Origin of the sequence: Mesorhizobium sp. CAU 1741, from assembly GCF_039839275.1 — a bacterium.
GTDB lineage: Bacteria > Pseudomonadota > Alphaproteobacteria > Rhizobiales > Rhizobiaceae > Aerobium.
In genome coordinates, this window is sequence record NZ_JBDOQP010000001.1 from 1,158,601 (window position 1) to 1,177,640 (window position 19,040).

Annotated in this window: 15 protein-coding genes; 10 read left to right on the top strand and 5 right to left on the bottom strand. The window is 63.9% G+C overall.

The window, feature by feature from the left end; all coding sequences use genetic code 11:
• Window positions 1–18 precede the first annotated feature (18 nt).
• Window positions 19–1,257: an MFS transporter gene (locus AAFN84_RS05540; RefSeq protein ID WP_347513496.1), complete on the top strand. Its 1,239-nt coding sequence runs from the start codon at window positions 19–21 to the stop codon at window positions 1,255–1,257.
• Here AAFN84_RS05540 and dgcA read toward each other — a convergent pair.
• Window positions 1,209–2,192: an N-acetyl-D-Glu racemase DgcA gene (gene dgcA, locus AAFN84_RS05545; protein WP_347513497.1), complete on the bottom strand. Its 984-nt coding sequence runs from the start codon at window positions 2,190–2,192 to the stop codon at window positions 1,209–1,211. The two genes, AAFN84_RS05540 and dgcA, sit on opposite strands and share 49 nt — an antisense overlap.
• A 125-nt stretch (window positions 2,193–2,317) precedes the next feature.
• On the opposite strand from dgcA, the gene AAFN84_RS05550 reads away from it, so the two are divergent.
• From AAFN84_RS05550 to AAFN84_RS05565, 4 genes are all read left to right on the top strand, one after another.
• Window positions 2,318–3,457: an ABC transporter permease gene (locus tag AAFN84_RS05550; protein ID WP_347513803.1), complete on the top strand. Its 1,140-nt coding sequence runs from the start codon at window positions 2,318–2,320 to the stop codon at window positions 3,455–3,457.
• 37 nt (window positions 3,458–3,494) lie between these two features.
• Window positions 3,495–4,313, top strand: coding sequence for an ABC transporter ATP-binding protein (locus AAFN84_RS05555; RefSeq protein ID WP_347513804.1), 819 nt, complete (start codon window positions 3,495–3,497; stop codon window positions 4,311–4,313).
• Window positions 4,314–4,322: 9 nt separating this feature from the next.
• The gene (locus AAFN84_RS05560; protein ID WP_347513498.1) at window positions 4,323–5,699 is read left to right on the top strand and encodes an MlaD family protein; all 1,377 of its coding nucleotides are present in this window, start codon (window positions 4,323–4,325) and stop codon (window positions 5,697–5,699) included.
• A gap of 73 nt (window positions 5,700–5,772) precedes the next feature.
• Window positions 5,773–6,372 carry an ABC-type transport auxiliary lipoprotein family protein gene (locus AAFN84_RS05565; RefSeq protein WP_347513499.1) on the top strand — a complete coding sequence of 200 codons (600 nt, stop codon included), beginning with the start codon at window positions 5,773–5,775 and terminating at the stop codon, window positions 6,370–6,372.
• A 115-nt stretch (window positions 6,373–6,487) separates the two neighbouring features.
• Here AAFN84_RS05565 and AAFN84_RS05570 read toward each other — a convergent pair whose 3' ends face one another.
• The gene (locus AAFN84_RS05570) at window positions 6,488–12,724 is read right to left on the bottom strand and encodes a kinesin (RefSeq protein ID WP_347513500.1); all 6,237 of its coding nucleotides are present in this window, start codon (window positions 12,722–12,724) and stop codon (window positions 6,488–6,490) included.
• Between the two features lie 295 nt (window positions 12,725–13,019).
• On the opposite strand from AAFN84_RS05570, the gene AAFN84_RS05575 reads away from it, so the two are divergent.
• Complete coding sequence (locus AAFN84_RS05575; protein ID WP_347513501.1) at window positions 13,020–13,394, top strand: Hpt domain-containing protein; 375 nt, start codon at window positions 13,020–13,022, stop codon at window positions 13,392–13,394.
• 101 nt (window positions 13,395–13,495) lie between these two features.
• On the top strand, window positions 13,496–13,816 hold the full coding sequence (locus AAFN84_RS05580) for a 2Fe-2S iron-sulfur cluster-binding protein (RefSeq protein ID WP_347513502.1): 321 nt from the start codon (window positions 13,496–13,498) through the stop codon (window positions 13,814–13,816).
• 4 nt (window positions 13,817–13,820) lie between these two features.
• Here the strand turns inward: AAFN84_RS05580 and AAFN84_RS05585 are convergent, their stop codons facing one another.
• Entirely contained in the window at window positions 13,821–14,426 is a 606-nt protein-coding gene (locus tag AAFN84_RS05585) for a DUF922 domain-containing protein (RefSeq protein WP_347513503.1), read from the bottom strand.
• Window positions 14,427–14,594: 168 nt separating this feature from the next.
• Here AAFN84_RS05585 and folP point away from each other — a divergent pair, with 168 nt between their 5' ends.
• From folP to folK, 3 genes are read left to right on the top strand one after another with little or no spacing between them, the layout of a single operon-like run.
• Window positions 14,595–15,482: a dihydropteroate synthase gene (folP, locus tag AAFN84_RS05590; RefSeq protein WP_347513504.1), complete on the top strand. Its 888-nt coding sequence runs from the start codon at window positions 14,595–14,597 to the stop codon at window positions 15,480–15,482.
• Window positions 15,479–15,847 carry a dihydroneopterin aldolase gene (gene folB / locus AAFN84_RS05595; RefSeq protein ID WP_347513505.1) on the top strand — a complete coding sequence of 123 codons (369 nt, stop codon included), beginning with the start codon at window positions 15,479–15,481 and terminating at the stop codon, window positions 15,845–15,847. Before folP ends, folB begins: the two co-directional genes overlap by 4 nt.
• Window positions 15,844–16,377, top strand: coding sequence for a 2-amino-4-hydroxy-6-hydroxymethyldihydropteridine diphosphokinase (gene folK / locus AAFN84_RS05600; RefSeq protein ID WP_347513506.1), 534 nt, complete (start codon window positions 15,844–15,846; stop codon window positions 16,375–16,377). Before folB ends, folK begins: the two co-directional genes overlap by 4 nt.
• On the opposite strand, the gene AAFN84_RS05605 is transcribed toward folK, so the two are convergent.
• Window positions 16,374–18,215 carry a monovalent cation:proton antiporter-2 (CPA2) family protein gene (locus AAFN84_RS05605; RefSeq protein ID WP_347513507.1) on the bottom strand — a complete coding sequence of 614 codons (1,842 nt, stop codon included), beginning with the start codon at window positions 18,213–18,215 and terminating at the stop codon, window positions 16,374–16,376. The genes folK and AAFN84_RS05605 overlap by 4 nt on opposite strands.
• A 174-nt stretch (window positions 18,216–18,389) precedes the next feature.
• Window positions 18,390–18,938 carry a hypothetical protein gene (locus tag AAFN84_RS05610; RefSeq protein ID WP_347513805.1) on the bottom strand — a complete coding sequence of 183 codons (549 nt, stop codon included), beginning with the start codon at window positions 18,936–18,938 and terminating at the stop codon, window positions 18,390–18,392.
• Window positions 18,939–19,040: the final 102 nt, after the last annotated feature.

A 19,040-nucleotide genomic window follows, 5' to 3' on the forward strand; every position in this document is an offset into this window, starting at 1 on the left:
GTTAGCCGTTTCTGCCGCATGACGCCGCTGCCTCCACTCTCCGCCGAACAGTCGGTCAAGCCCGGCCACTTCGAGTTGCGCATGTCGCTTTTGTTCGCCGCGATCTTCATCCCGGCCGGTATTCATCTGCCTTATTTTCCGCTCTGGCTCGAAGCCGCCGGGTTCGGCCCCGCGGAGATCGGGGTCATCCTTTCCGCCCCGATGTTCCTGCGCGTGCTGACAACACCATTCGTCACCGCGCTGGCGGACAAGGCCCGCGACCGAGTCGACGTGTTGCTCGTCACCGTCGTCGTATCGCTGGTCGCTTGCATCGGCTACTTTCTCACCTCCAGCTATGCGCTGATACTTGTCGTTTCGCTGGTGCTCGCGGTGTTTTGGACGCCACAGGTGCCGCTCGTTGATTCGCTTGCGATGTCAGGTGTGCGCCGATACGCGATGGACTATTCGCGTGTCCGCATCTGGGGATCGGCGTCGTTCCTCATGACCAGCCTCGTCGGCGGCATGGTTTTGGGTGCAACGGGGATTGGCGCGGTTCCAGCCTTCATGATGGGCGGACTGGGGGCCACGCTGGCGGCGGCCTTGTTGGCGCCGCGTCTCGGTCGGCCGCGACTGGCCTCGCCGCTTTCGGCTGCCGGCTTCCAGGACGCGTCACCGGCCCTGCTGAACAGGCGATTCCTCTATTTTCTCTGCGGCGCCGGGTTGATCACCGCGAGCCATGGCTTCGTCTATGGTTTCAGTTCCATCTACTGGGCGTCACTCGGGATTGGCGAAGGCACGGTGGGCCTGCTTTGGGGATGGGGCGTGGCCGCCGAGGTTGCCGTGTTCATGGTATTTACCCGGCTTTTCGGGCGCATGTCACCGTCGCATCTGTTGGTCATCGCCGGCGGCGCGGCGGTGATCCGATGGGGCGCATTTCCCTTGATATGGCCTTCGGGACTGGGAGTGCCGGGCTATTTTCTGGTCCAGACTCTGCACGCGGCTTCGACGGGCCTGGTGCTTCTCGGCGTCCAGAAGATGATCGCCGAAACGGTCGCCGATCACCGTTTCGGAGCGGCCCAGGGCATCGCCTTCTTCGCAAATGGGGTGACGATGGCAGCGGTCACGCTGGCCTCCGGCCCGCTCTACGAGCATTTCGGCGCGGGCGGGTTCTTCGTAATGGCGGGCGTGGCGATGCTCGGCACCGTGCTGATCGTCGTTGGCGCCCGCCGTCACCCCCATAGGGCAGGGGCGGGCGGCGACACCAACGACCCGTCATAGACGAGCGGCGGGTTGCGATCGGTCGCCAGCAGGAGTGGGCCGTCGAGGTCGACGAACTCCGCATCCTGCGCCACCAATACGGCAGGTGCCATGGCCAGCGACGTTCCGACCATGCAGCCGACCATGACGCCGAAACCGAGTTCCCGCGCCCTCCTTTTCAGGGTCAGCGCGCCGGTCAGCCCGCCGGTCTTGTCCAGCTTGATGTTGATCGCGTCATAGAGGCCAAGAAGTTCGTCGAGATGATCGGCGGTGTGCACGCTTTCGTCGGCGCAGATCGGGACCGGATGCGGGATGGTGCGCAGGATGTCGTCCTTGCCGGCGGGCAGGGGCTGCTCGATCAGCGCAATGCGATGCCGAGCCGCAACGAGAAGATGATCGCGGATGTTTTCCGCGCTCCACCCTTCATTTGCATCGAGAATGATGCGGCTCTCCGGTGCGGCGCGCGCGACCGCTTCGATGCGGCTGATGTCGTCCCCCGTGCCGACCTTGACCTTCAGGAGGGGGCGTGCGGCATGTTTGCGCGCGCTGGCGGCCATCTCCTCCGGATCGCCGAGCGAGATGGTGTAGGCCGTCGTCAGCGCATGAGGCTGGGTAGTGCAGATTTCTTCAGCCACGCGTCTTCCGCTGAGTTTGGCGTCGAGATCCCACAACGCGCAGTCGACCGCGTTGCGCGCGGCGCCAGCCTTCATAATTTCAGGCAGTTCCTGGCGTGAGACTCCAGCTTCGATTGGCTCGCGCGCCGCTTCAATCTCCGCCTGAACGCTTTCCAGGGTCTCGCCGTAGCGGGCGTAGGGCACGCATTCGCCACGCCCCTGCGCTTCGCCCATGCGGATCGTGCATGTCAGCACCGCTGCTTCCGTCTTCGATCCCCGCGAAATGGTGAATGCCGCAGCAAGCGGAAACCGCTCGGCCTCGACAAAAAGGTCACGCCTCATGAAAGAACTCCGTTTGCGACCGACCGCGCCAATGAGAGAAAGTGACAGCGTCGGCGCGACCGACTAATAGTGGCCTGATGTTGACCAAAGAGCCGATCGACGCAAGCGACAAGCTCCACAACGGCATGGACCATGCACCCAGCGTTGCAACGCGGGTGGAGGGTTCACGCGCCGTGTGGACGCTTTCTGGCGTATGGAATACACGCTCCGTGCATCTCGTGGATGACGAGATGCGCGCGCTCGAAACGGCGTCCGCGCCAGGCGACATCCTTATCGACATTGCCGGAATCGGCCGCATGGACACGGCCGGCGCGTGGCTTATCGAACGGCTCGCGGCGGCCCGCATTGCCGACGGCGCAAGCGTGGAGATCGCCGGCGCATCGGCTGCGGCACAGATTCTTCTGCCAGCCGTGCGCGAGGCGCTGCAACCACAGGAAGCGCGGCCGGTCGCCCGGCGCCCATTCTTCGTCATCCGGTGGCTGGAGATGATCGGTCGCTTCACCGTCGGCGGATGGCAGGATTTCCTTGCCGGGATGTACATCCTCGGCTCCACGATCCGTGGCGCCCAGATGAAGCTGGGCAGGGGGCACGCCGTCAATCCGGCCGCCATCTTCAACCAGATCGATCGCATGGGCATCGGAGCCATACCGGTCGTGGTGCTGATATCATCGATCGTCGGCGCCATCGTCGCCCAGCAGGGCGCTTACCAGCTCCGCTGGTTCGGCGCAGAAATCTTCATCGTCGACCTGGTCGGCATTCTCGCCCTGCGCGAACTCGGGGTGCTTCTGACCGCCATCATGGTGGCAGGACGGTCGGGTAGTGCCATCACCGCCGAAGTCGGCTCGATGAAGATGCGCGAAGAGGTCGACGCGCTCAAGGTCATCGGGCTCAATCCCGTCGGCGTGCTGGTCTTCCCGCGGCTGGTTGCCCTCGTCATCGCGGTGCCGTGCCTGACGATCATCGCCAATGGTGCCACGCTTGCCGGCGCGATGGTGGTCGCCTGGATCTATTCGAGCATCCCGCCCGAAGCCTTCATCGATCGCCTGCAGGCCAGCATCGACATGTCCACGATCTTTGCCGGCTTGATCAAGGCGCCGTTCATGGCCTTGATCATCGGCATCGTGGCGTCCGTCGAAGGCATGAAGGTGGGTGGCAGCGCGGAGTCGCTCGGCCAGCACGTGACCTCGTCGGTGGTGAAGGCGATCTTCGTCGTCATCGTGCTCGACGGGCTCTTCGCCATGTTCTACGTCGCGATCGATTTCTAGAGGTCGGGACATGACACAGGCCGAAATCCAGAATGGAATGCTGCCCGAGGACCATGGCCTTGCATCGGCAGGTGATGGGCGCGAGGTGGTGCTTTCCGTGCGCGACGTGACCGTCGCGTTCGGTGACAACGTCGTTCTCGACCAGCTCTCGCTCGACGTCTACCGCGGCGAAATACTGGGTTTTGTAGGTGCGTCCGGAACGGGCAAGTCGGTGCTGTTGCGCACCGTGCTCGGCCTGATTCCGAAGCGTGCCGGCGAGGTTTCCATGTTCGGCGTGAACCTGGACGAAGCGGACGACCGGCAAAAGATGCTCGTCGACATGCGGGTCGGCGTGCTTTTCCAGCACGGAGCGCTATTTTCAGCACTCACCGTCAAGGAAAACATCCAGGTGCCGATGCGCGAATACCTCGACATGCCCAAGGCGCTGATGGACGAATTGGCGATGCTGAAGCTTGAACTCGTCGGTCTCCCGCCGAGCGCGGCAGACAAGTATCCTTCTGAACTGTCGGGCGGCATGATCAAACGCGCTGCACTTGCGCGCGCGCTGGCGCTTGATCCCGACATTGTGTTCCTGGACGAACCGACGTCGGGCCTCGACCCGATCGGCGCGGCAGATTTCGACGAACTGGTTGCGAAACTGCGCGATACGATGGGTTTGACGGTCTATATGGTGACACATGACCTCGACAGTCTTTTCTCCGTCTGCGACCGCATCGCGGTCCTCGGAGGAAAGAAAGTGCTCGTCGAAGGCACGATAGAACACATGATGCAGGTTGAGGAGCCGTGGGTGAAGTCCTACTTCCGCGGCAAGCGCGCGCGGCAGCTCGACCTGACGACGCGTAGCGCGTCAGCCTAGGAGAGACGAATGGAGACGAGAGCCAACTACGTCATAGTCGGCATCTTTACGCTGGTGACGGTGCTCGCTGCCTTCGGCTTCGTGTACTGGACGTCCGGCGTGGGCGACCAGACCGAGACGGCGGCTTTGCGCTTCAGGATTCCCGGCTCCGCGTCTGGCCTCACGCGCGGCAGCGTGGTTTTCTTCAATGGCGTGAAGGTGGGCGACGTCACCCGGGTCTATATCGACGTGTCGAACCCGACCGTGGCGATCGCCGACGCGGTCGTCGACCGTTTGACGCCGATCACCCGGTCGACCCAGGCCGACGTCGGACTGGCAGGGCTGACCACGGGACAGGCCAACATCGAATTGCGCGGCGGAAATCCAGCCGAACCGAATCTTCTCGACCTGGCGGAAGCGGAAGGCACTGTGGCAGAACTGGCGGCCAACCCATCTGCGGTCACCAATCTGCTGGAGAGCGCGCAGAACATCTTTAGCCGCGCCGACGCGGTGCTTTCGGAGCTGGAACTTCTCGCCGGCGACGCACGCGGTCCGATCACCCAGACCCTGCTCAACGTCGAGGAGTTCTCCACAGCGCTGAGCAACAACGCCGAAGGAATCAACGAATTCCTGGCAAGCGTGACGGCGATGTCGTCGACACTGAACCGCGTATCGGAACGGCTTGATACAACGCTGGCTGCAGCGGAGAACCTGGTGACGGCCGTTGATCGCGACCAGATCGCGGCGACGATCAGCAATGTCGAGCAGTTCACGCGACGCCTCGACGAGGCGAGCGGGGGACTGGAAGAAATCATGGCGGGCGTCAACACCAGCGTGGCAGCGATCGCGTCATTCTCGGAAAACGCCAGCCAGACACTGGCCCGCGTCGACGGGATCGTCGAAGCCATCGACGCCGGTTCGGTGCGCACCGCGCTGACGAATTTCGAGCAGGCGAGTGCCGGCGTCAACGCCGCTGTCAACGATGTCGGAAAGGTCACGGAGACGCTGGGCGCACGGTCGGAAGACATCGACGCAATCGTGACCGACGCGCGCCAGCTTGCATCGCGATTGAACCAGGCGTCGGAGCGTATAGACGGTGTTCTCGTCAAGGTGGACAACCTACTCGGCTCGGACGAGGCGGGCGGGCTGATGACGGACGCAGGCGAGACATTGCGCGCCTTCCGCGAGGTCGCGGATACCCTGAACGCCCGAATGGGCACGATTACCGACGGGCTGGCGCGGTTCTCCGGGCAGGGTCTGCGCGATGTCGAGGCGCTTGTGCGCGACTCGCGACGTTCGATTACCCGCATCGAGCAGGCAATCACCGATTTGGAACGCAATCCGCAACGTATTCTGTCTGGCGGGGATGGAGCGGTCAGGGAGTTCGACGGCCGGGCGCGGCGTTGACATTGCCGCCCCTTCCTTTCAGAAGTTAACGAAACCAAAACACCCTGCGCACCGCGCGGATGGAAAATCCAGTATGGTCAGTAACAGTCTTAGAGCATGTGCGTTTGCCGCATTCCTGCTGCCCGGTTGTGCGGCGCTTCCAGGTGGAGGTCCAGCTCCGCTCGACACCTATGACCTGACGTCCGGTGCCGTCGAGGCGGCGGGGCCACGGCGCTCCAGGACCCAGGTGCTGGTGGCGGAACCGACCGCGCTGAAGGTACTCGACGGGGAAAATGTCGTCATCCGTCCGTCGGCCGGCACGATCGAGTTTCTCGGCGGTGCACAATGGGCCGACAGGCTGCCAAGGATTGTACAGGCACGTCTTGTCGAGGCGCTCCAGGCGACCGGCAGGCTCGGCGGCGTCGGCAAGCCGGGCGAGGGCCTGGCGATCGACTACCAGCTCACGACCGAACTGCGTGCCTTCGAAATCCGGCTGGACGGCGGCGCCCGCGCCGAGGTCGAGCTTTATGTCAAGGTTCTCAACGATCGCAATGGGGTCGTTCGGGCCGCGCGTTCCTTCCGCGCTTCGGCGCCTGTCACCGGCACCGGCAACGACGCCTATGTCGATGCGCTCGATGGAGCGTTCGCGCAGGCGTCAGGCGAGATCGTCACCTGGGCCCTGTCCTCGCTCTGAGGGCATTGATCAGCGCTGTGCGGTGAAATCGCACGTTGGCCACGACATCCTCGGCAAACAAAAAGGCGGGCATTGAGGCCCGCCTTTTTCATGTCGCTTCGGCGAATGGGCCGATCTATTTCAGCCTGCCGCTGGCGTGCGCAAGCATGGTGTAGACCTTGCCCGTGTCCGAGGTGAGGTAGGTCTGTGTCATGATGTTGTCGCGGTCGTTGCGACCGACATCCTGCAGCAGCTTTTCGAAATCGCGGCAGTAGCGGTCGACGGCAGCGCGGAACTCGCTGTCGGACTGATACTTGCGGCGGATCTCTTCAAACGTCTGCTGGCCCTTGAGCGTGTAAAGCCTGCGCGTGAAGACGTTGCGCTCGCCGCGACGATAGCGGTCCCAAAGTTCGATCGACGCCTCGTGATCGATAGCGCGCGCGATGTCGACCGACAGGGAGTTGAGCGATTCCACCAGATGTAGTGGTGAGCGTTCGCTGGTCTGTGCTGCGCGTGGGGCAGGCGCGGGGGCGGCTTCGTCACGCGAGGCACCGCGCAGGAGGTCCTTCACCCAGCCGCTCGACGCACCTTGCGTCTCCGGCTCGGGCGCCGGCATGGGCGGTGCCGTCACGCTGCCGCGCAGTGGGGCTTCGGCGACAGCCGACAGTGAGGGAGCGGGCGCTGGCGACGGAGCAGGCGCGCGCGGCGGCGCCAAAGTCGGCGCCGCGACCTGCGGCGATGACGGACGTCCGGGCTTCGGCTCAGACGCGTCGAAGGCACGTCCCGACTTGGCGACGATGTCGGCAAGCTCCTTCAGCGCGTTGATCTGCTCGCTGACCGCGCGGCGCATCGCCGAGGTGGACTGCTTCGTCTCCTCGGGCAGTTCCATGACGCCCTTCTTGACCTCGGCGCGCGTGCTTTCCAGCTCGCTGCGGATGGTGCCGGCAGTGCGCCTGATCTCGTCCGTTGCTTCGGCGAACCGCTTCGTGGCGCTATCGACGACTTCGGCGATGGAGGATCGGATCTGTTCCGTCGAGCTGCGGGTACGGGTCTCGGCCTTTTCAAGCGCGCGACCGACGAGGTCCTCGAAGGAGCGCATGACGCTTTCGATGTCCTCGGACTTCTTGACCAGGCCGACGGCGAGGTTCTCCAGCGCTGCCTGACGCCCGTCGAGGGTGGAGGCCAGATCGTTCTGCGCCGAGCCCAGCAGGTCGGAGGCCGACGACAGCACTTTTGCGTGCTCGTCGAAGCGCATTGCAATGCCGGAAATGTCCCTGAGGGTCGTTGTCGACAGATCGGTGAGACGACCGGCATTGGCATCGATGAGGCGCGCCGAGCTTGCAAAGGACTGCGCCGCCTTTTCGGTGCTGGTGGCGAAGCGCTCGGTGCTGTTGACGATCTTGTCGTCGAGTTCCACGAGATTGCCGGCAGCGACATGGACGAGTTCGCCGAGGCGATCGTTGGATGTCGTCAGCCTGTCGATGAGGACGTTGACCTTCTCGGAGAGGTCGTTGCTGGCGGCGTCCACGGCGGTAAGCGTCTCTGCCGTGCGCGTGGCAAGCGCATTGACCAGCGCCGCGTTCTGCTGGCGCAGCCGCTGGGTGGCCTTCTCCGTGGCGTCTTCGAGGCTGCGCTGCAGTTCACTGCCGCTATCGACCAGGCGCTGGGCGAGCGGCTCGGCGCGTTCATCGATGATCCGCGACAGCTCGGACGAACGTGCCGCCAAAAGCGCGTTCAGTTCGCGGGTCTTGTCGTCAAGGGTCGCTGCGGCTTCGTTGGAGCTGGCGTCGATCTGGCGGCTGAACGCCGCGAAGCTGTCGGTGATCGTATTGGCACGGGCGAGGAGTTCCGCCTCGGCCTGCCCGACATGATCGTGAAGTCGCTCCCCGACCTCCGACAGGCCTGCCTTGAGACGCTGCTCGACGCTGGCGACGTTGCCATCGATACGGGCGGCGAGGATGTCCGCGCCCTCTGCAAGCCGCTGGTCTGCCGCCGTGAGCGCATTCGATATCTTCGCGGTCCGGCTCTCGAGTTCGGCGGCGGTGGCCTGGGTGCGCGACAGGATGGTCTCGTCGGCCTGCGCGAAGGTGCTGGCAAGTGCGTCGGTGCGCTTGTCGAGCGCCTGAGCTGCGAGTTCGACACGGTCGTCGAGCCGGCGCCCGGCGTCGTCGAACACACCCTTGATCTGGCTTGCCCGCGCTGCGAGCGCCGAGGCGATCGTTTCGGCGTGGCCGCCCAGTTCAGCGCCGGAGGCAGCCACACGATCGGCCAGGGTCCGGTCGACGTCGTCGAATGCCTGCTTTATCTCCGCGGCGCGCGCGGCAAGCGATGCAGCGACCGCCTGGGCATGGCCGTCGAGTTCCGCGCCCGAGGCAGAGACGCGATCGGCCAGATGCCGGTCGGCGTCCTCGAAAAGCTGCTTGATCTCGGCGGCGCGCGCGGCGAAAACGCCGGCTGCCTGGTCTGCGTGGCCGCGCAGATCCTCGCCGGTGGCGAGGGTGCGTTCCGCCAGCCTGCGCTCCACAGCTTCGAAGACGGCCGAAAATTCGCCGAGGCGATCGCCCAGCGACCGCGACATCGAATCGACGCGATTTGCGATCGCCGTATCGGCCTGTTCGGTGGCCTTGGCCGCCTCGTCGCTCAATGCGGACGTGACTTCCAGCACCTTGTCGCGCAGCGAGCCGGCAAGGACGCTGGCGCTTCCTTCGAGCGCACCACGGACGTTGTCGATGCCGATGCGCAGCGCGTTCTCCATGGTGCGCGTACGCTCCTCAATGACCCCGCTCTGCTGTGCAAAGGTGGTCTCGATCCTGCCGAGATCGTCGCCGAGCGCGTTGCGGATCGTCTCGGCTCCGGCATGCAACGTGTCGGCCAGCGCGCTGGTACGCATCTCGATCGTGCCCGCCTGCTGGGCGAAGGCATGATCGATCCGACCGATGTCGTCGGTGATGGCATTGCGGATCGACTCGGCGCCGGCCTGCAAGGTGTCGGCGAGGGCGCTGGTGCGCACCTCGATCGAGCCTGCCTGTTGGGCGAACGCATGCTCGACCCTGCCGATATCGTCGGTGATGGCGTTGCGCACGTCTTCGGCGCCGGACACGAGCGCTGCCTGGAGCGACTTCGTGCGCTCGTCGATGGCGCCCGTTTGGCGCTGGAAGACATTCTCGATGCGGCCGATGTCTTCGCCCACCGCGGCGCGAATGCGCTCGGCTTCGTCCTGCAGCGTCTGCCGCAATGCACCGGTTCTGTCCTCAACCAGGCCGGCCTGCTGCGCGAAGGCGTTCTCGACACGTCCGATGTCGGCGTCGATCGCCGCGCGCACGCTGTTGGCGCCGCTATGCAACGTTCCCTCAAGCGCCTGCCGGCGCTGTTCGATGAGATCGCCCTGCTGCGCGAAGGCGCTCTCGACGCGCCCGATGTCGGCGTCGATCGCCGCACGCACGCTTTCGGCACCGCTGTAGAGCGTTCCCTCGAGCGCCTTCCTGCGCTGTTCGATGAGATCGCCCTGCTGCATGAAGGCAGTCTCGACGCGCCCGATATCGGCGTCGATTGCGGCGCGCACGCTCTCGGCACCGCTATAGAGCGTGCCTTCCAGCGCTTTCCGGCGCTCTTCGATGAGGCCAGCCTGCTGCGCGAAGGCATTCTCGACACGCCCGATATCGGCATCGATTGCCGCGCGAACGCTATCGGCGCCGCTATGCAGCGTTCCCTCAAGCGCCATCCGTCGATCTTCTATGAGACCGGCATGCTGCGCGAAGGCGGTTTCGACACGACCGATGTCGGTATCGATTGCCGCGCGCACGCTGTCGGCGCCGCTGTGCAGCGTGCCTTCGAGGGCCATGCGGCTTTCTTCGATCATGCCTGCCTGATGCTTGATGGCATTCTGGATCCGCGCGATGTCGCTGCCGATCACGGCTTCGATGCTCTCCGCACCGCTGTGCAGGCTGTCCTGAAGCGCGCGGGTGCGCGCCTCGATGACGCCGCTTTGACGCGTGAAAGCATCCTCGATCTTGATAAGATCATCGCCAAGAGCGTTGCGGATATTGTCGGCGCCGGCATAAAGCGCGCTTTCCATCGTGCGCGTGCGGGCTTCGATAACGCCCTGCTGGTGGTTGAACGCCTCGCCGAGCCGGTCGATGTCGGCATCGAGGATGCCGCGAAGCCGTTCCGTACCGCTGGACAACGCCGCTTCGATCGCCCGGGCGCGGTCTTCGACCAGGCCCGACTGGTTTGCCAGTGCCTCGTCGATGCGAATGATCTCGGTACCCAGCGCACCCTTCATCTGTTCGACGCTGCGATTGAGCGCGGCCTGAAGATCGAGGGTCCGTTCTCCGATGACGTTGGTCTGACGGTCGAATGCTTCCTCCACCTTGGCGACGTCGACTGAAATCGCCGTCGTTAGGTCCTTCTGGCGGGCCTCGATCGTGGTGAGGTGCTGGGCCACCGACGTGTCGAGTTCGTCGCGCGCGCTACGAATGCGATTGATGTCGCGGTCCAGCATGGCGGCGATCTGCTCGCGGCCTTCGGCGAACTTCTCGACATGGCCGGTGACCGCCGCGTCGACGTTGGCGCGGGCTTCGTTGAGCTTGTGGAGGTCCTCGTCGAGTGCCCGCGTCATCAGTTCGCGGTTCTGGGAGAGACGCTGCACGTGGCTCGCCATTGCGGTGTCGATGCTCTGGCGCTCTTCGGCGATCTGGCGGAGATCGGATTCGAGGGCCTCCGCGATCAGATCGCGGCCGCCGGCAAGGCGAGAGGTGAAGTCGGTGGCGCGCGCCTCCAGCATCGTCGAGGTCGACATGACCAGTTCGGCCATTTCCGAACCGATCCGTGCCTTGCCTTCCTCGATCAGGCCGCTCATGCTCTGCTTGCCCTCGGTGAAGGTCTGCGCGATCTCACGCGAACGCTCGACAAGCGTCTCGTTGATCTGCTTCGCGCGTGCCTCAAGGGCCGCATTCAGCTTCTGCGTCCCAGTGTCGAGCGCTTCGGCACGGGTCTGGAATTCATGGATCAGTGCCTGGCCACGCTCGCGCAGCGTCGTCTCGATGCCGACCAGCCGGGAATCGAGCTCGTTGTTGAGGGTCGTCGTCGCGCCGCCGAGCAAAGAGACCATGCCGCTGGTGCGCTCGTCGAGCATCTGGGAAAGCGAGCGGGTCACGTCGTCGGTGCTCTGCGTGAGCTTGGCGATGCGGGTGTCCAGCAGGCTCGCGAAAGCCTCGCCGGACGTGGTGATGCGATCGCCGATCGCATCCAGGCGCTGGTCGATTGCGTCATGCATCGACGTGCCGCTCTCGTTGATGCGGTCGACGAGTTGGGCGCCGGAATCCGAAATCGTGTTGCTGAGCCGCGTCGACACGCCGAGGATGTTCTGGCGGATGATGTCGCTCGCCGAATCCAGCTCTTCCTTGAGTGTCTCGTGGGCGCCGGAAATTGACGACCGCACGCGCTCTGCATGGGTGACCACGGCGTCGCGCTCGCTTCCCAATCCGTCGATCAGGGTGCGGATGCGGCTTTCATTGTCGCTGTAGGCGCGTTCCAGCTCGTTGACTTCTGTGTGGACGAGAGTTTCGAGCTCAACGGCGCGCGCGAGCGTACGTTCGATGCCTTCGCCCATCGCTTGCACCTCACGGCGGACGGCCTGGCCGACCATCATGACGCGGTCGGTCGCCAGATGCTCCGGTTCGGCGAGCCTGAAGGCGACTTCGGTCATCGACTGGGCCGCGTATCGCATCTCCTGAGCGCGGCGCACCATGACGGCAAAACCCCAGAACAGGATGATTGGGACGATAACCGCAACGAAGATGCCGATCAGGGCAGGGTTTGCCAGGAGCTGTTCGATGGAGCGCACCTGCCAGATGGCCGGCGCGAAAAGGACATGGCCCATGACCAGTCCGCCCGCGACCCACGCAAGCGAGAGCAGGCTTACCATCCAGTAGATCGTGCTCGGGCTGGAGCGACGGAGCTGCTGCTGAAGGGCACGATAGTCCTTCTGCCGGTCGTCATTGGCATGCGCGAAAGCTGATGGTGCTGCAGCCGGTGGCGCTTCGACGGGCCGCAAGTCCGAAATGCCCTTGGTTTCCGTGGGCCTGGACGCAGGGGCGGGTTTTGCGGGGGTAGGCTTCGACGCCATTGCTGGTTCCGCCTTCAATTGCGGCTTGCTAGGGGAAGCAGTGCCAGCCGTAACCGCCTGCGCGCGGCTGTCGCGCGCAAGATCCTCGGCCGCCTTGGAGATCTGAGCTTCGAAATCAGCGATCGAACCAGCCACGTCAAGGCCGCCATCCTCGTCATCGACGAAGAGATCGATGTCGAGCGCGTCCTCCAGCTCCTTGGCCACATTGCTGTCGAGGTTGCTCGTTGTCGTTGCTTTACGCGCCATGCCGCTCATACCCTGTACATTTATTTGGCGGACCGCCTTTTCGACGCCTCGTGTCCGCGCTTTGGGCCTGTTGGGGCCATTGCGTATCGTACTGGGACAGCGCGGCAAAGGAAACCGCGATTTGGGTCCATGTGTAAAACTTTAAACATAAGGTTAACAGCCTGTGCCTGCACGGATTTCTCGGCTGGTCTGACGCGTTCGAAAACTGCCGGTCGGCGCCCCGGCGTTAACCGGTTCTGCACCTTGTCGCGGCACGGTAACGACTCGGTTCAAGATGTCGAAAGAGGGTGCCATTATGGTTCCGCAAGCGAGAGAGGCCATCGCGTTCGCGCGTCCGGGAGGCGAGGCTTGCGTGCCCTCCAAGGGCCGTCCGATCGACCTTGTTCATCTTGCCCGCCAGACCATGGGCGACCGTGCGCTCGAGCAGGAGGTGCTGTCGATGTTCGTCCAGCAACTGGCCATCGCGCGTGAGCGCCTGCTCAGTGCCGGGCAAGACGAGCGGAAGCGGCTTGCCCACACGCTCAAGGGATCGGCTGCCGGCGTCGGCGCCTTTTCGATCGCTGAATGCGCTGCCGGGATAGAAGACGCTCCCGCCCGCACCGAGCTGTTCGACCGTCTCGGCACGCTCATCGATGAGGCACGCGACTTCATCGCCGCCATCAATCGCTGAACCCTCGTGCCTCGGTTCGGTTGACTTGTCATTGCGAGATTGTATCTGTCGCGGCAAAAGACGCGCTGATGCGCTCCCCAGGTTTCCCGAGGCAATCCCGAATGACCAAGATTACCTATATCGCCTTCGACGGCACGCAGTTCGATGTTGATGCGGAAAACGGCTCCACCGTGATGGAGAATGCGATTCGAAACTCGGTGCCGGGCATCGAGGCCGAATGTGGCGGCGCATGCGCGTGCGCAACCTGTCACGTCTACGTGGACGAAGCATGGGCGGAGGCGGTCGGCGGTCCAGAGGCGATGGAAGAGGATATGCTCGACTTCGCCTACGACGTGCAGCCGACGTCTCGGCTCTCGTGCCAGATCAGGGTTCGCGACGAACTCGATGGCCTCGTCGTGCGTATTCCCGAGCGCCAGGGGTAGCGCGTCAGCGTCCCGATTCCTGCTGTTCCAGCCGGTAGCGCATCAAGCGGAGCAGTCTCTTCTCGAAATTCACATTCTCGATGCGGTCGAATTCGAGCTGCGCGCGATCGTGCTTGGCGAGAATTGATGCGCGCGTGGCTTCGGCCTTTTGCTGCGCGGCGTCGCAGCCGCGATAGTTGAAGATGTCGGTCAGCGCGTCCTCGAGTTCGCGGGCATGGTTTTTCGCAATGGTGATGTGACTTTCCTCGTGGCGACGGATGTCGCTCGACAGCGCGTCCCATACGAACCTTGTATCGCCATCGGCGCTGCGGCGCCTGTTCCAGCGGGGCAGGATCATCTCCGCCTTTACCGTCACCCGGGCCTTTGCGACGCTGCACAGGCCACCGCGCTCGTGGTAGGTGATCCGGGTGGAGAATTCCATGCGGGTGGCACCTGGGTGGCGGGCGCCGGTGCTCTCGACATGCGGGCCGCGCCGCTGCAATTCGCCCTCGATCTCCTCAAGCGTCGTGCCGCCGATCTGGAAATAGCTGTAGGTCTTCGAGATGCTCGCCGCGTGAGCGGGCAAGAGGAAGGACGCCATCAAGCCGGCGGCAAGCACGAGCGACTTCATGATGGCTCCCAACGTCGATGATCTCCCATGCACGCAATCTATGCCGAGCGGTGATCATGTCACATCTGCCCGACCGATGTCATTGCCAGAAGGCGCCACGGCGAAAGGGCGTTGATTTTATGTCGGCCAGGCAGCAAAAGCAGGAATGTATACAATGGAGCCAGCTTGATGTTCGCCCCCGTCACATGGCCTCTGGCGCATGGCCGCTCTCTCTTGCTTGGTCAGGAAGCCGTCGTCATGGGCGTTCTCAACGTCACGCCTGACAGCTTTTCCGACGGCGGAAAGTTCAATCGGGTAGATGCTGCCATCGCCCAGGCGGAAGCGATGATCCGCGACGGCGCGGCGATTATCGACGTCGGCGGCGAATCAACGCGTCCGGGGGCCGCAGCGGTCACAGCCGCGGAAGAACAGGCACGCGTCATGCCGCTGATCGAGGTGCTCGGCGCTCGCGGTGATGTGGTTGTGTCCGTGGACACCTACAGGGAAGAAACCGCCCGGCTTGCGGTCGCCGCCGGCGCGCACATCGTCAATGACGTCTGGGGCCTCCAACGCGAGCCGGGCATCGCCCGGGTCGCCGCAGAGACAGGTGCGGGCCTCGTCGTCATGCACACGGGCCGCGACCGCGAGCGGCTCGAAGACCCGATCGCCGACCAGATGATCTTCCTCCGGCGCTCCCTCGAGATAGCGCGCGACGCTGGCGTCCTATTGCCGCAGATCGTGCTCGATCCGGGATTTGGCTTTGCCAAGGAGACGACGGAAATCAACCTGGATATCATGGCGCGATTTACCGCGCTCCATGATCTTGGCCGTCCCCTGCTGGTCGGAACGTCGAGAAAGCGATTCATCGGTTCCGTGACAGGCAGACAACCTGAACAGCGCGGGTCGGGGACGGCGGCGACAAGTGTCATCCTGCGCTTGCAGGGCGCCGCCATATTCAGGGTGCACGATGTCGCAATCAACGTGGACGCCCTGCGCTTCGCGGATGCTATGGTCTCGCGGGGCCTCGGTGCCGGTACGGGCCGAGCGTACCAGCCACAGCAGGAAAATGGGACATGACGTATACAATCAGAATGAAGAATTGCGCGTTTTTCGCGCGTCATGGTCTGCATGCCGAAGAGGAAACGCTCGGACAGCGGTTCTATGTCGATGCACAGCTCGAAGTCGAGGCGGTCGCTGCGCTCGAGGATGACTCGATCGAGGCAACGGTTGATTACGGGGTTGCGTTCACCGAGATCGAGCGGATCGTGACCGGGAAGAGGCGCCGCTTTCTGATCGAGGCGCTGGCGCTTGACGTTGCCAAGGCGCTGTGCGGCAGGTTCCCCCAGATCAAACGCGCCGAGATCACCGTGCGCAAGCCCAACGCACCGGTACCCGGAGTGCTCGATCATGTCGAGGTGACGATCGTCTGGCCCGGGCAATGATCGGCGGTGCCAATACGGTTCGCGCCTATCTCGGGCTGGGAGGCAATATCGGCGATCCGGCGCGGGCGATGGCTGCGAGCCTGCGCGCGCTTGACGCAGCGAACCAAGTCCGGGTGGCGGAATCGTCGTCCCTTTACCGCACGCCGCCCTGGGGCGTGAGCGATCAGCCGGACTTTCTCAATGCGGTCGCAGCCATCGACACGGACCTTTCGGCCCGCGAGCTTCTGGAGCTTTGCCTGGAGACCGAGAGAGCGTTGAAGCGCGTTCGGGCGGAGCGATGGGGCCCCAGAGTCATCGACATGGACATTTTGCTGTTCGGCACCGAGACCATCGATGAAGAAGGCCTGCAGGTGCCTCATCCGCGCATGCGCGAGCGCGCGTTCGTCCTCGCACCGCTGGCGGAGATCGCGCCGGGGCTCGATCTGAACGGTTCAGCGGTCGAAGCTTGCCTGTCGCGTGTCGGGGGCGAGGGGATCGTGCGTCTGCCGGGCGGCCGCGATTGGTGGCGCACCGCCGTCGACGACCGTTAGACGCCCTCGGCCTTGGCCGCGCCCGAGCGGATGGCAGCCGCGGCTTCCTCGTTTCCGGCTGTGCCTTCCTTGCGCGGTTTGGCGAGCGGCGTTGGTGTCGGCTGGTTGCCCTTGAGCAGTTGATTGCCGGAATAGATGCCGCCGGCCACCTGTATTTCCAGACGCTGTTGATCGCGCTGGCGGATCTCCTCCATCAGTTCCTCGATCTCCGATTCGGCGACGCCGAGCTTCTCGAGTGTCGTCTGGCCGAATTCGAGCGCGGAGTGCAGCGTCTCGCGAATCTGGTAGTCGACGCCCGCATTGATCAGCTCGATGGCCGCCCCGCGATCGAATGCGCGTGCAAGAACCGGCGTGAGCGGGAACTCCGCCTTCACATGCTCGACTATCTTGAGTGCGGCTTCAGGCTTGTCGACACAGACGAGGATCGCGCGGGCATGCTCGGCGCCGGCCGCGTGCAGTATGTCGAGACGGGTGCCGTCGCCGTAATAGACCTTGAAGCCGAAATCCGCTGCCGCCTGGATCATCTCGACGTCGTCGTCGATGATCGATACCTCCTCGCCGCGCAGCAACAGCGGCTGGCTCGCGATCTGACCGAATCGGCCAAAGCCGATCAACAATACGCTTCCGCGAAGATCCTGGGGGGCTTCGACGCCATCCATGGACTGCCGGGGGCGGGGGCCGAAGCGCCGCAAGGCCATCATTGCGAAGGGGGTGAGCACCATCGATATGATGACGGTGGACGTGAAGATGGCATTCACCGAATTGTCGATCAGCCCGACATTGGCCGCCGTCGAATAAAGAACGAAGGCGAACTCGCCGCCCTGGGCCATCAGGACGGCGCGCTCCAACGCCTCTTCGTGACTGGTCTTCAGCAGCCTTGCAACGACGTAGATGCCCAACGCCTTGACCACCATGAAGGTCACGACGGCAATGGCGATGAGGCCGAGGTTCTGGCCGATCACCGTCAGATCCAGCGCCATCCCGACGCCGAGAAAGAACAGTCCGAGGAGGATGCCGCGGAAAGGCTCGACGTCGGCTTCCAACTGATGCCGGAATGTCGACTCGGAGAGCAGCACGCCTGCAAGGAATGCGCCCATCGCCATCGACAGGCCGCCCAGTTGCATCGCGAGCGCCGAACCGAGCACCACCAGCAGGGCTGCCGCCGTCATCACTTCGCGTGCGCCGGCCTGAGCGAGCAGGCGGAACAGGGGATTGAGCAGGAACCGCCCGACGAGAACCAGCCCGAGAACCGCGCCGAGTGCGATGGCAAGAGAAAGCCAACGAGACGTCTCCGTGTCGGCGCCGGCCGACGGCGCGATGAACGCCACGAAGGCAAGCAATGGCACGATGGCCATGTCTTCCAGCAGCAGGACGGAGACGATGCGCTGGCCCTTGGGCGTCGACATCTCGCCGCGCTCGCTGAGCAACTGGAATACGATCGCCGTCGAGGTCAGCACGAAACCCATGCCGAAGACGAAGGCCACGGGCGCCGAATATCCGACGATGATGCCGATGCCGGTGAGGAGAGCGCCGCATACGGCAACCTGCAACACGCCCAATCCGAGGATCTCGCCACGCAGGCTCCAAAGCCTGGATGGCTGCATCTCCAGCCCGATCACGAAGAGGAACATGACGACGCCGAGCTCTGCGACATGGATGATCGTCTGCGGATCCGAGAACAGGCCAAGGCCGAACGGGCCGATCACGAGGCCGGCGGCGAGGTATCCGAGCACCGAATCCAGTCCGAATCGCTTGAACAGCGGCACCGCGGCGACGCCTGCCGCGAGCAGCGAAACAACCGGTATCAGGTCCACGCCATGCGCTGCTTCACCCGCCATGGTGAATTCTCCTGCCTGTCGAAATCAATGAAGCGAGAGCCTTACGGTCTCGCCTGGCGAAAGCAGGAATGTCCCTGACGAGGGAATGCCTTCTGCATCGTGTGCAAGAGCGCCACAACACTTTCAAACGCCTGCTGCCAGGCGCAGAATGCTCGGATTTGGCTGTGTTGTCTATCAGTCGCCGATGGAGCCGACGGTCCGTGCGTCAACACGCTTCAGATTCATGCCGATCACCGGGACCATCTGGTCGTCGACCTTGACCGAAACGGTGACGTGCATCGTGTCGTCGTCAGGCAGCCGGGCGAGCATCGCGCCGTTGAGTTCATTGCGGTGGAGAGTCAGAACAACCTTTTCGTCGCTGACATTGCCGCCCACGACGTCGAGACCTTCACCGATGGCGCCGTCCATGAACGAGCCACGATAGCCCTTGCGGCCCTGATGCTCGACACTGGCCGACATCTTCTGGGTGAACAGGCCGACGCGGCAACCGCCGTCGAGCGACATGCCGACCTTGCCGTTCGGCGTTGCGCCGGTGAAATTGCACACGAACCGCGTGCCCTTGTACTTGCCGGCGACAATCTCGCCAGGGCCGGACCATTCGCCCTGGACCTTGCTGAAGAAGCGCTTGTCCTTTTCGGACGCGGCAGCTTCCGTCGCGCCCGTCGCGGCGATTGCCGTCGCGGCCGCAAGCGGCAGGAATGCGGACAGAATTGCGCGTGCGATCATTGGGGACACCCGACTACAGAAACAGGAAACGATGAAGCCGACCTTGGGCAAGAATGGTTAATGCTTCGTCTATATCCACAGCGCCAAGCATGCGCGAAG